This is a genomic window from Salmonella sp. SAL04196 (assembly GCF_046550835.1).
Classification (GTDB): Bacteria; Pseudomonadota; Gammaproteobacteria; order Enterobacterales; family Enterobacteriaceae; genus Salmonella; species Salmonella enterica.
This window is the reverse complement of the sequence record NZ_JBGDXE010000001.1, coordinates 1,401,050-1,412,850: the sequence shown is the minus strand read 5'-3', so window position 1 is coordinate 1,412,850 and position 11,801 is coordinate 1,401,050. Positions and strand designations below refer to the sequence as shown.

Below are 11,801 nucleotides of genomic sequence, written 5' to 3'. Positions count from 1 at the left end.
CCCTAATTTTTAATCAATCGATTGATTAAGATTATGACTCATAATGGCACTTGTCCAGTGTGGTCGATTAATTTGTCTTTGCCACCTTCCGGGATAATTTATGCGCCGCATCACAAAAACTGCTACACTCCGCCCCTTCATGACATTGTGGTTTTTGTCATTCCAAATTTGAGCATCTCCCTGAAAACTACACCGGCAACGGTCGGGGCGGTCCGGAGTAGTTATGTCTTTTGATTCCCTGGGATTAAACCCTGATATCCTGCGCGCCATTGCCGAGCAGGGTTACCGTGAACCTACCCCTATTCAGCAACAGGCGATTCCCGCCGTGCTGGAAGGCCGCGATCTGATGGCCAGCGCCCAGACCGGAACCGGTAAAACGGCGGGTTTTACCCTGCCATTGTTGCAGCATCTGATTACCCATCAGCCGCACGCTAAAGGTCGTCGCCCGGTGCGCGCATTGATCCTCACGCCAACCCGCGAGCTGGCGGCGCAAATTGGCGAAAACGTCAGAGATTACAGTAAATATCTCAACATTCGCTCGCTGGTGGTATTTGGCGGCGTAAGCATCAATCCGCAGATGATGAAACTGCGCGGCGGCGTGGATGTGCTGGTGGCGACGCCGGGACGTCTGCTCGACCTGGAACATCAAAATGCCGTGAAGCTGGATCAGATTGAGATTCTGGTACTGGATGAAGCCGACCGTATGCTGGATATGGGCTTCATTCATGACATTCGTCGCGTGCTGGCGAAACTGCCGGCGAAGCGTCAGAATCTGCTGTTCTCCGCCACGTTCTCCGACGACATCAAAGCGCTTGCCGAAAAGCTGTTGCGCAACCCGCTGGAAATCGAAGTGGCGCGCCGCAACACGGCCTCAGAGCAGGTAACGCAGCACGTGCACTTTGTCGATAAAAAACGCAAACGTGAACTGTTGTCGCAGATGATTGGCCAGGGCAACTGGCAGCAGGTGTTGGTCTTCACCCGCACCAAGCATGGCGCGAACCATTTGGCGGAACAGCTTAACAAAGACGGTATTCGCAGCGCGGCGATCCACGGTAATAAATCGCAGGGCGCACGTACCCGCGCGCTGGCCGATTTTAAATCCGGCGATATTCGCGTGCTGGTGGCGACGGATATTGCGGCGCGTGGTCTGGATATTGAAGAGCTGCCGCACGTGGTCAACTATGAGCTGCCGAACGTGCCGGAAGATTATGTACACCGTATTGGCCGTACCGGTCGCGCGGCGGCAACTGGCGAGGCGCTGTCGCTGGTCTGTGTTGACGAGCATAAACTGTTGCGTGATATCGAAAAATTGCTGAAAAAAGAGATCCCACGCATTACGACGCCGGGCTATGAGCCGGACCCGTCGATTAAAGCGGAGCCGATTCAGAATGGCCGTCAGCAGCGCGGCGGCGGCGGTCGTGGTCGCGGACAAAATCAGGGGGGAGCGGGGCGCAGTCAGCAGCCGCGACGTCAGGATAGCGGGGCGGCGAAGGCGAAACCAAAACCGCGCACAGGCGAGGGGAAACCCGCTGGCGACAAAGCACGTCCGCCGCGTCGCCCGCGCAGAATCACGCCTGCCCAGTAAATTTTATCCGGCAACATGCCCGGTAGCGCGACGCTTACCGGGCCTACGGACTATGCAAATACGTAGGCCGGATAAGGTGCTTGCACCGTCATCCGGCAAAATACACATCGCGTTGCGAGCCGCCTTCCAGAACCGGTAAAAAAGGTACTTCCCGCCCCTGAAATGTGACACAATAGTGGCTGTTTATACAGTACTTCAGGTTTTCTCATGGCATTGACCGCTGCGCTGAAAGCGCAAATCGCCGCCTGGTATAAGGCGCTTCAGGACCAGATTCCCGACTTTATTCCCCGTGCGCCGCAGCGGCAGATGATTGCTGACGTCGCCAGAACGCTGGCCGGGGAAGAAGGGAGACATCTGGCTATTGAAGCGCCGACCGGCGTCGGAAAAACCCTCTCCTATCTTATTCCCGGTATTGCCATTGCCCGGGAAGAGCAAAAAACACTGGTGGTCAGTACCGCTAACGTGGCGTTACAGGATCAGATCTTTAGCAAAGATTTGCCGCTGCTACGAAAAATCATCCCCGATCTGCGTTTTACCGCCGCCTTTGGCCGCGGGCGCTACGTGTGTCCGCGAAACCTGGCGGCGCTCGCCAGTAGCGAGCCTACGCAGCAGGATCTGCTCGCCTTTCTTGATGACGAACTGACGCCTAACAACCAGGAAGAGCAAAAGCGCTGCGCCAGGCTGAAAGGGGATCTTGACGGTTACAAATGGGATGGTCTGCGGGATCATACCGACATTGCTATTGACGACGATCTGTGGCGGCGATTAAGTACCGATAAAGCCAGTTGTCTGAACCGCAACTGTCACTATTACCGCGAATGTCCATTCTTTGTCGCCCGACGTGAAATACAGGAAGCGGAAGTCGTGGTGGCGAATCACGCGCTGGTAATGGCGGCGATGGAAAGTGAAGCCGTACTGCCGGAACCAAAGCATCTGCTGTTGGTACTGGATGAAGGTCATCATCTGCCCGATGTCGCTCGCGATGCGCTGGAGATGAGCGCGGAAATTACCGCCTCCTGGTATCGCTTGCAACTGGATCTGTTCAGCAAACTGGTGGCGACCTGCATGGAGCAATTTCGCCCTAAAACCACGCCGCCGTTAGCGAATCCTGAGCGACTTAACGCCCATTGCGAGGAGGTATACGAACTGATCGCCTCGCTCAATGCCATTCTTAATCTGTATATGCCCGCAGCGCAGGAGGCGGAGCACCGTTTTGCAATGGGCGAGTTGCCTGATGAGGTCATGGAAATCTGTCAGCGACTGGCGAAGCTGACCGAGACGCTGCGTGGGCTGGCGGAATCCTTTCTCAACGATCTCAGCGAAAAAACCGGGTCGCACGATATTGTGCGTTTGCATCGGGTGATTTTACAGATGAACCGGGCGCTGGGAATGTTCGAGGCGCAAAGTAAATTATGGCGGCTGGCTTCGATGGCGCAGTCTTCAGGCGCGCCGGTGTCCAAATGGGCGACGCGTGAAATACGCGAAGGGCAACTCCACGTCTGGTTCCATTGTGTCGGTATCCGCGTCAGCGATCAGCTGGAAAGATTGTTATGGCGCAGCGTACCGCACATTATTGTCACCTCGGCGACACTGCGCTCGCTCAATAGCTTTTCGCGCCTGCAGGAAATGAGCGGCTTAAAAGAAAAAGCCGGCGATCGCTTTGTGGCGCTGGATTCGCCGTTTAATCATGTGGAACAGGGGAAACTGGTGATTCCTCAAATGCGCTACGAACCCACCATTGATAACGAAGAGCAGCATATTGCCGAAATGGCGGCCTATTTTCGTGAGCAACTGGAGAGCAAAAAACATCATGGTATGCTGGTACTGTTCGCCAGCGGGCGGGCGATGCAGCGTTTTCTGGAGCATGTCGCTGATGTGCGCTTACTCCTCCTGGTCCAGGGCGACCAGCCGCGTTACCGGCTGGTGGAGCTGCACCGTAAACGGGTGGAGAGCGGCGAACGCAGCGTGCTGGTTGGGCTTCAGTCTTTTGCCGAAGGGCTGGATCTTAAAGGCGAGCTGCTGACGCAGGTCCATATCCATAAAATTGCCTTCCCGCCGATCGACAGCCCGGTCGTGATCACCGAAGGCGAATGGCTAAAAAGCCTGAATCGTTATCCGTTTGAGGTACAAAGCTTACCAAGCGCGTCTTTTAATTTAATTCAGCAGGTAGGGCGATTGATCCGTAGCCATGCCTGTCGGGGAGAAGTGGTCATTTATGATAAGCGGTTGTTGACCAAAAACTACGGACAGCGTTTACTGAATGCCTTACCTGTTTTTCCGATAGAGCAGCCTGCCGTGCCAGACGTTATAGTAAAACCAAAAGCAAAACCTGCACGCCGCCGACGGCGTTAATGCTGTGAGCACACTTCAAGGAGCTTTCAATGGATTATCGCAAGATCATCAAAGAGATCGGGCGAGGTAAAAATCACGCCCGCGATCTGGATCTGGACACCGCGCGCGGTTTGTATACCCGAATGCTGAATGGCGACATCCCCGACCTGGAAATGGGCAGTATATTGATGGCGCTGCGTATTAAAGGCGAAGGCGAAGCCGAAATGCTGGGCTTTTATGAAGCCATGCAGAATCATACCATCAAACTGACACCGCCCGCAGATAGGCCGTTGCCGGTCGTTATTCCCAGCTATAACGGCGCGCGTAAACAGGCGAATTTAACGCCGCTGCTGGCTATCCTGCTGCATAAATTGGGCTTTCCAGTCGTAGTACACGGCGTCAGTGAAGATCCGACCCGTGTACTGACGGAAACAATATTTGAGCTGATGGGGATTGTCCCCACTCTACACGGTGGACAAGCGCAGGCCAAACTGGACGGGCACCAGCCGGTGTTTATCCCGGTGAGCGCGCTCTGCCCGCCGCTGGAAAAACAGCTGGCGATGCGCTGGCGGATGGGCGTGCGCAACAGCGCACATTCACTGGCCAAGCTGGCGACGCCATTTGCTGAGGATGCCGCGCTGCGTTTATCAAGCGTTTCTCACCCTGAATATGTCCCGCGTGTGGCGACCTTTTTTAGCCGCATTGGCGGGCGGGCTTTGCTGATGCATGGTACCGAAGGCGAAGTCTATGCCAACCCGCAACGCTGTCCGCAAATCAGCCTGATTGATAGCCGTGGCGTGCAGGTACTACATGAGCGTCAGAGCGACACGCACGACGAGCCGCTTTTACTGCCTGCGACTAAAGATCCTGAAATCACCGCGCGCTGGATTGAGCGCTGCCTTGCCGGCCACGAGCCGGTGCCGCAATCATTAAAAACGCAAATGGTCTGTTGTCTGGTTGCGACGGGAGAGGCGGCGACGTTAGAAGACGGGATTGCGCGCGTCGAACAGGCTTTTAGCGAATAAAAAAAGCCCGTCCAGTGGCGGACGGGCAAATAAGGGTAACAAACAGGGTTAATGAGGGTTGGAGCAGTGGGTCTGTTGGCAAACAGACGAGGGTAATACCCGTCAGAATTCAAACAACAGCGATGTTACAGCCTGAAATCTGGCGGGCAGGTAAATTATTTATAAATCACCGCAGTGCCGCTCATTTTGTCATTACCTACGGCGGAGGTGATGTTATAAGCGCTTGCGCCAGCAGCGGCGGCTTTTTCAGCCAGTTTAGCTTCCAGGCCATCCAGCGTGGTGGCGCCATCGGCAGACACTACGCCGATTTTATGCAGGTTTTGCGTCTGAGACGCGCTAACCGGTTCTGCGGCAAAAGCGCCAAAAGAAAGGGTGGAGAGCGCGATGGCTGCAACAGCATATTTAATGGTTTTCATGATTAATCTCTCGCAGGTTATTCTGTTTATGGGACGATGTTCCGTCGATGTGATGAGTATCACGGTTTTTTGCGAAAGATAAAATCGAATAGAATTGACGGCCTTGCTCAAAATTTTTGAATGACAAATAACATATTGATTATTAATTAATTCAACGGTGGCATTTACCGTTCTTGTCATCTGGCTTTACAGAGTCGAGGTTAACGGCACATTCTGCGACGCAGAATGCTAAAAAGCATGAGCGTAAAGGAATGGATAATACTGGCGGTTTCGGTAAAGAAAAGTCAGCGTAACTGGCTGTCTTTTGAACCTCTGCGATTATATCCTGAAAATGTTGCGTTATGTAAATCTTTCTCCTGCTGGCAGGATATGCATAACCGAACGCCCGGTACGGCTTTACGCCGCGCTTCAGGGATAGGGTCGCCGCACGATTCGCATTCATCGCGACTTTCGCCGTGGGGAAGTTCGCCGCGAGCGCGGGCAACGGCATCTTCAATGGTATTGTTGATTTGTTCATTCACTGCGTCATCATTTGCCCAGCCGGATGCCATCACGCTCTCCTGATTTTAGGGTACCTGAGGTTAAGTGTAGCGCCGTCAGGCGAAAAAATCGCATCGCGCGATCTTTTCAGACCATGAGCAGAACCAATGTCATTCAGATATCCGATCAAACGAGCGAGGCAGGGAATTCGCGGTGGTATATTTACCCCGTGGCGTTATACGGGTATCTTACGCCGCTGCTAAAAGGAGAATGCCATGTCCGCCCAGAAATCGGGGTTACACCCGCGCAACCGCCATCAACACCGTTATGATCTCGCCGCACTGTGTCAGACCACGCCGGAATTGACGTCCTTTCTTATCCGCACGCCCGCCGGTGAACAGAGCGTTGATTTTGCTAATCCGCAAGCGGTAAAAGCGCTCAATAAGGCGTTGCTGGCGCATTTTTATGCCGTCACACACTGGGACATTCCGCCAGGGTTTTTATGTCCGCCGGTGCCTGGCCGTGCGGATTATATCCATCATCTGGCGGATCTGCTTGGCGAAACGACAGGGAGTATTCCGGCGCAGGCAACTATTCTGGACGTGGGCGTGGGCGCCAATTGTATTTATCCGCTTATCGGCGTTCATGAATATGGCTGGCGATTTACCGGTAGTGAAGTCAGCGACGCAGCGATGTCCAGCGCGCAGGCTATCATTCAGGCTAATACGGGGTTAAGCCGCGCCATTCGTCTGCGTCGGCAAAAAGATCCGGCAGCCATTTTTACCGGTATCATTCATAAAAATGAATTTTATGACGCAACGCTTTGTAACCCGCCTTTTCACGACTCCGCCGCCGCAGCCCGCGCGGGCAGCGAGCGTAAGCGCCGCAATTTGGGGCAGAATAAAGATGATGCGCTGAACTTTGGCGGTCAACAGCAGGAGCTATGGTGCGAAGGCGGCGAAGTCGCCTTTATTAAAAAAATGATTGCTGAAAGCCAATCCTTCCGCCGTCAGGTGTTGTGGTTTACGACGTTGGTGTCGCGCGGCGAGAATTTACCGCCGCTTTACCGGGCGTTGACGGAGGCTGGCGCGGTGAAAGTGGTGAAAAAAGAGATGGCCCAGGGGCAAAAGCAAAGCCGCTTTATTGCCTGGACCTTTATGGATGACGACCAGCGTCGCCGTTTTATCACCCGTAAACGCTAAATCGTCGGTTCGCGCGGCGGCGGCGAATCAGGCGACGGGCCGCCAGCGGGGGCGGGCAGAACCTGATACGTTTGCACCGGCGCGCGCACATTGGCTAGATCAAAATGCTTTTTCACCTGGCTATCAAGGGCAAAACGCACCGTCCACTGCTTGAGCGGTAGGGTGGTGAACGATACGCGTAAAGTAAACGCCGTGTTCGTTAAACCGACAATACCGGCGAACGTGGGTTCGCCGATAATCAGCCCGCGAATATCCTCCGTCTCCATCAGCGCCGTTACCGCGTCTTTCAGCGCCTGATTCGCTTTATCCGCATCCTCATGGCGATCCACGTCATAGTTGGCGACAACAGAGCCGATACCGCGCACAAAGTTGGCGAAAGTGGTGATCGAGGACCACGGGATAATATGGTATGCCCCGGTATCCTGCCGCACGCCGACGGAACGAATCGACATTCTTTCGACCGTCCCCGTCAGCGGGCCTATGGTGACTAAGTCGCCGGTATTCATCCCGTTTTCAAACTGAATAAAGACGCCGGTAATAATATCTTTCACCAGGGTTTGCGAACCGAAAGAGATAGCCAGACCTAACGCCCCCGCGCCAGCCAGCAATGGCGCGATATTGACGCCGATTTCCGATAACACGATCATGATGGTTATGGTACTGATAATCACTGCCAGCGCATTGCGGAACAGCGTCAGCAGCGTGCGCGTGCGGGCGCTGGGTAGCGGGCGACCATGAATATCGGAGGCCAGGCGATTCTCAATCAGACTGGCGAGAATCGTCCATCCCACGGCGGAGAAGAATAAGATTAACGCGATACGGATGAGGATATCGACCATCTTTTCCCCCGCGCCATAATGTAGCCAGTGCCAGAAATCGAATAACCCCCAGGCGTTGAGCAACAGCATAACGGCGACGCAGACGGTCAAAAAGCGTGCGACTTTTAGCGCCGAGGAGAGCCAGCCGTTAAGCCGCTTTTGTAATTCCGGGTAATTGCGCTGCGTATGGGGCGACAGGGTGATGGTTTTCGCTATCCAGCGGGTAAACATGCCGGAGATAAACGCCGCGATGCCAATAATCGCCAGACTGCGCACGGTCGCGCCCATCATAAACTTCAGGCTATTGCCTGGGTCGAATAACGAGAAGAAAAACAGCACGATAAAGTAAGCGCTGGCCAGCCAGTGCCACACCAGCGCAAAGGCGCGGATAAACAGGCTAAAAAAGGCTAATGATCGTTCCGCCAGACTTAATAAATGTTGCGTAATCTCCGCTTTGTTTTTAAAGATCAGGTACAGCGCCCAGATGGTGATGCAGAGCATGATCGCCACATTAGCCATCGCGCCAACCTGAACATTCACCTGGTTGGAAATAATCGGAACGGCAACAATTAGCCCGTAGCCAATCAAACTGCTAAGGGAACTCATACGGCGATTCCAGTAACGCGCTGTCGCATCCTGAATCGCGAATGGGCGTAACTCCGGTACATTAGGGCAAAAAATAAGCCGCAGAATCGCTTTAAAGAACTCTATTAGCGCGAAGGCATTCAGGAACAGGCTTTGCTGAAAAGCGATAGTTCGACTTCCCGCATGGAAATTATCACTGAGCATCTGACCGATAAATAAGGTGAGCGCCAGTAGCAGGAGGTCGATAATAAACGCGCCGACGATCATCGCCGGGAGCTGTAACCAGTTGCTGCGTTCACGGTTTTTCTTGCGTGCCCACAGGCCCATTTTTCGATATAACGGCAGGGCGCAAAGCCGTATCACGCTATAAAAACCAAATACCGCGACGGCCAGAAATAAAAAGTGGGTTAACGCGTTGGTGAAGGTTTGCGAGTTAAACGGCTTGTGCGGCGCATCGGTGATGTTGCGATAAAGCTGGGCGAAACGGGTAGCGAAAGCATCGCCGTACTGACGGGTAACGGTGGTGACGTTCTCCAGTACCGTTTTCTCATCTTTGGCCGCAGGCGGCGCAAGCGCTGGCGCTGGCTCGGTCGGCGGCGTGGTTGAGGCTTCGCGGAGTTGCGCTATTAATTCGTTACGTGAAGCCTCGTTCTCCAGTACGTCAGCCAGGGCCGCATAGGCCGCTTTTTTTTGTTCAGGACTGGGCTCTGGCGCTGCTTGCTGGCTGGTTGATGTCCCCGTGGTCACGCCGGGTATGGCGACCGCATGGGCAGGCGCGCCCAGTAGACAAAAAAGGATGAACAGGGTCCACCGCATGACTCCTCCAGTGAGAAAAGAGACGCAAAACACTAAGTATAGATGGCGCAGGGAAGGGAAAATGAAATGGGACTATTCCATGATGCCCTCCCTGCCGCAGGGCAGGAAGGGCGATATCTCAGGAGACGTGCTGTAAAAATTCCTGTAAACGTGGGCTTGGCGGGTTTTCGATCAACGCCTGCGGACTGCCATCTTCGGCAATACGGCCTTTATCGATGAAAATCAGCCGTGAGGCGACTTTTTCGGCAAAGCCGATTTCGTGAGTGACAATGACCATGGTCATGCCTTCTTCCGCCAGATCCTGCATGACTTTCAGCACTTCATGGCGCAGTTCAGGGTCCAGAGCGGAGGTTGGCTCGTCAAAGAGCATCATTTTCGGCTTCACGGCCAGCGCTCGGGCAATGGCGACGCGCTGTTGTTGACCGCCGGAAAGCTCGGAGGGGTAGTGGTGCGCCCGTTCCGCCAGTCCAACTTTCGCTAACAGAGCTTTCGCCTGTTTTTCCGCTTCTTCTTTCTTTACGCCGCGCACGCGCAGAGGGCCGAACATCACGTTTTCGAGCGCGGTCAGATGCGGGAACAGATAAAACTGTTGAAACACCATGCCGGCTTCCTGGCGAATCAGCCGTTCGTCTACTTTAGGATCGTTGACTTTCAGACCATCGACAATCAGATCGCCGGAGGTGATCTCTTCCAGTTTATTGATACAGCGTAATAACGTGGATTTACCCGAACCGGAAGGGCCGATAATCACAACCACTTCGCCCTGACGGATGTTTAAATCAATGTTATGCAGCACCTGGGTGGGGCCAAAGTGCTTGGAGACGTTTTTAAATTCAATCACAGGATTTTCATCCTTCTTTCAAGACGACGCAAAATAAAGCTCAGCACCAGCGTAATGATCAAATAGAAGACGGCCACGGCGCTCCAGATTTCCAGGGCGCGAAAGTTACCGGCAATAATTTCCTGGCCCTGACGGGTCAGCTCGGCTACGCCGATAACAATAAACAACGAGGTGTCTTTGATGCTAATGATCCACTGGTTGCCCAGCGGCGGCAGCATACGGCGCAGAGCAAGCGGTAAAATAACATGGCGGATGGTTTCCCGGCGAGAAAGGCCCAGCGCCAGACCCGCTTCGCGAAAACCTTTGTGAATGGATAGTACTGCACCGCGAGTAATTTCCGCGATATAAGCGCCGGAGTTAATCATAATTGTCACGACCGCTGCGCTGAACGGATCAATACGCAAATCATTAAATGCCATCGGCAGGGCAAAGTAGATAAACATGACCTGGACAACGATGGGCGTGCCGCGAATAATTTCAATGAAAACCAGGGCGATGTGGTTGGCGAACCAGCCGCCAAACGTACGGGCAAAACCTGCCGCCAGTCCAATAACCAGGCCGCCAGCCAGACCGAGGACCGAGATCCACAGGGTCATTTTAGCGCCCTCAAGTAAAAGCGGAATGGCGGGCCAGATGGCGCTCCAGTCAAACTGCATATGTCGTTCCTGTTACCGTGGTGTAAATAGTCAAATGCTCTATCCGGCGCGGAAATGGCGTGAAAGTGTCTTATCCGTCACGGAAAAGAGCTGTAGGCCCGGTGAGCGTCCTCACTACCGGGCCACAAGCCAACATCAGGTCGTTTTATTTAGGTTCTGTACCGAACCATTTTTTGTAGATTTCGTTATAGGTGCCATTCTCACGCAGCGTTTTCAGCGCGCCGTTGACTTTCTCGCGCAGTTCATCGCTGCCTTTCGGGAAGGCAACTCCGTATTGCTGTGCTTCCAGCGATTCGCCTACCGCCTTGAACTGGCCGTTGCCTGCGGTTTTGATAAAGTACAGGATGTTCGGCGTATCGTGCAGAACGGCGTCTGCGCGGTTGGTGCCTAATTCCATGTACGCGTTATCAATGTTCGGGAACTGACGCAGGTCTTTGGTTTTGATATTCGCTTTCGCGTAATCCACCGACCCGGTTCCGCTCTTCACGGCAACGACTTTGCCATCGAGGTCTTTAACGCTTTTAATGTCGTTATTGTTGGCTTTCACCATCACGAGCAGACCGCTTTTGTAATAGCCATCGGAAAAGTCGATCGCTTTTTTACGCTCGTCTGTAATCGTAATACCCGCCAGCGCCAGATCGATATTTTTGGTTTGTAATGCCGGAATAATGCCGCTGAAATCCATCGGTTTCAGGGTGTAGTCCAGCTTCAGTTCTTTCGCGATAGCGTCCCACAGATCAACATCAAAACCGACGTATTTGTCGCCCTGTTTAAATTCAAACGGAACGAACGCCGTATCGGTTGCCACAACGAGTTTCTTATCCGCGGCGTGCGAAGACACCGCAAAAGCCAGGGTAAGTGCAGCCAGTGAAACTTTTAATAGAGACTTCATAGCATTTCCTTTTCTATCCACGGGGCGATCCCCTGCGAGAACATGTAGCGTAATGAAAAAATCATGCCAATTATGTAACTCATTGTTTTAACAGAAGCGTCAATCATTCCTGTGCACAATAAGTCGGGCAAAACCAGTATGCCGCACCGTTTTG

General features: G+C 53.6%; 10 protein-coding genes. 4 read left to right on the top strand and 6 right to left on the bottom strand.

Annotation, left to right across the window (positions count from 1 at the left end; translation table 11 throughout):
• Window positions 1-223 precede the first annotated feature (223 nt).
• The 3 genes from rhlE to ybiB all read left to right on the top strand — a co-directional run bounded on the left by rhlE (window position 224) and on the right by ybiB (window position 4,941).
• On the top strand, window positions 224-1,585 hold the full coding sequence (gene rhlE, locus ACLJPE_RS07150; protein ID WP_000007065.1) for an ATP-dependent RNA helicase RhlE: 1,362 nt from the start codon (window positions 224-226) through the stop codon (window positions 1,583-1,585).
• 207 nt (window positions 1,586-1,792) lie between these two features.
• Window positions 1,793-3,937, top strand: coding sequence for an ATP-dependent DNA helicase DinG (gene dinG, locus ACLJPE_RS07145; RefSeq protein WP_001218630.1), 2,145 nt, complete (start codon window positions 1,793-1,795; stop codon window positions 3,935-3,937).
• Between the two features lie 29 nt (window positions 3,938-3,966).
• Window positions 3,967-4,941: a DNA-binding protein YbiB gene (ybiB, locus tag ACLJPE_RS07140; protein WP_023230665.1), complete on the top strand. Its 975-nt coding sequence runs from the start codon at window positions 3,967-3,969 to the stop codon at window positions 4,939-4,941.
• A gap of 155 nt (window positions 4,942-5,096) precedes the next feature.
• Here ybiB and ybiJ read toward each other — a convergent pair whose 3' ends face one another.
• Both ybiJ and ACLJPE_RS07130 read right to left on the bottom strand, forming a co-directional pair.
• A complete protein-coding gene (ybiJ, locus tag ACLJPE_RS07135) occupies window positions 5,097-5,357 on the bottom strand; it encodes a DUF1471 family protein YbiJ (RefSeq protein ID WP_000849089.1) in 261 nt (86 codons plus the stop codon).
• Between the two features lie 284 nt (window positions 5,358-5,641).
• Window positions 5,642-5,908, bottom strand: coding sequence for a DksA/TraR family C4-type zinc finger protein (locus tag ACLJPE_RS07130; RefSeq protein WP_000146332.1), 267 nt, complete (start codon window positions 5,906-5,908; stop codon window positions 5,642-5,644).
• Window positions 5,909-6,112: 204 nt separating this feature from the next.
• Between ACLJPE_RS07130 and rlmF the strand changes: the two genes are divergently transcribed.
• Window positions 6,113-7,039: a 23S rRNA (adenine(1618)-N(6))-methyltransferase RlmF gene (gene rlmF, locus ACLJPE_RS07125; protein ID WP_001275974.1), complete on the top strand. Its 927-nt coding sequence runs from the start codon at window positions 6,113-6,115 to the stop codon at window positions 7,037-7,039.
• Here rlmF and ybiO read toward each other — a convergent pair.
• The 4 genes from ybiO to glnH form a co-directional block, all read right to left on the bottom strand.
• On the bottom strand, window positions 7,036-9,258 hold the full coding sequence (ybiO, locus tag ACLJPE_RS07120; protein WP_001267703.1) for a mechanosensitive channel protein: 2,223 nt from the start codon (window positions 9,256-9,258) through the stop codon (window positions 7,036-7,038). The genes rlmF and ybiO overlap by 4 nt on opposite strands.
• Window positions 9,259-9,376: 118 nt before the next feature.
• A complete protein-coding gene (glnQ, locus tag ACLJPE_RS07115; protein ID WP_000569093.1) occupies window positions 9,377-10,099 on the bottom strand; it encodes a glutamine ABC transporter ATP-binding protein GlnQ in 723 nt (240 codons plus the stop codon).
• Entirely contained in the window at window positions 10,096-10,755 is a 660-nt protein-coding gene (gene glnP, locus ACLJPE_RS07110; protein WP_001159076.1) for a glutamine ABC transporter permease GlnP, read from the bottom strand. Before glnP ends, glnQ begins: the two co-directional genes overlap by 4 nt.
• A 145-nt stretch (window positions 10,756-10,900) precedes the next feature.
• Window positions 10,901-11,647, bottom strand: a complete 747-nt coding sequence (glnH, locus tag ACLJPE_RS07105) for a glutamine ABC transporter substrate-binding protein GlnH (RefSeq protein ID WP_000838671.1) — start codon at window positions 11,645-11,647, stop codon at window positions 10,901-10,903.
• Window positions 11,648-11,801: the final 154 nt, after the last annotated feature.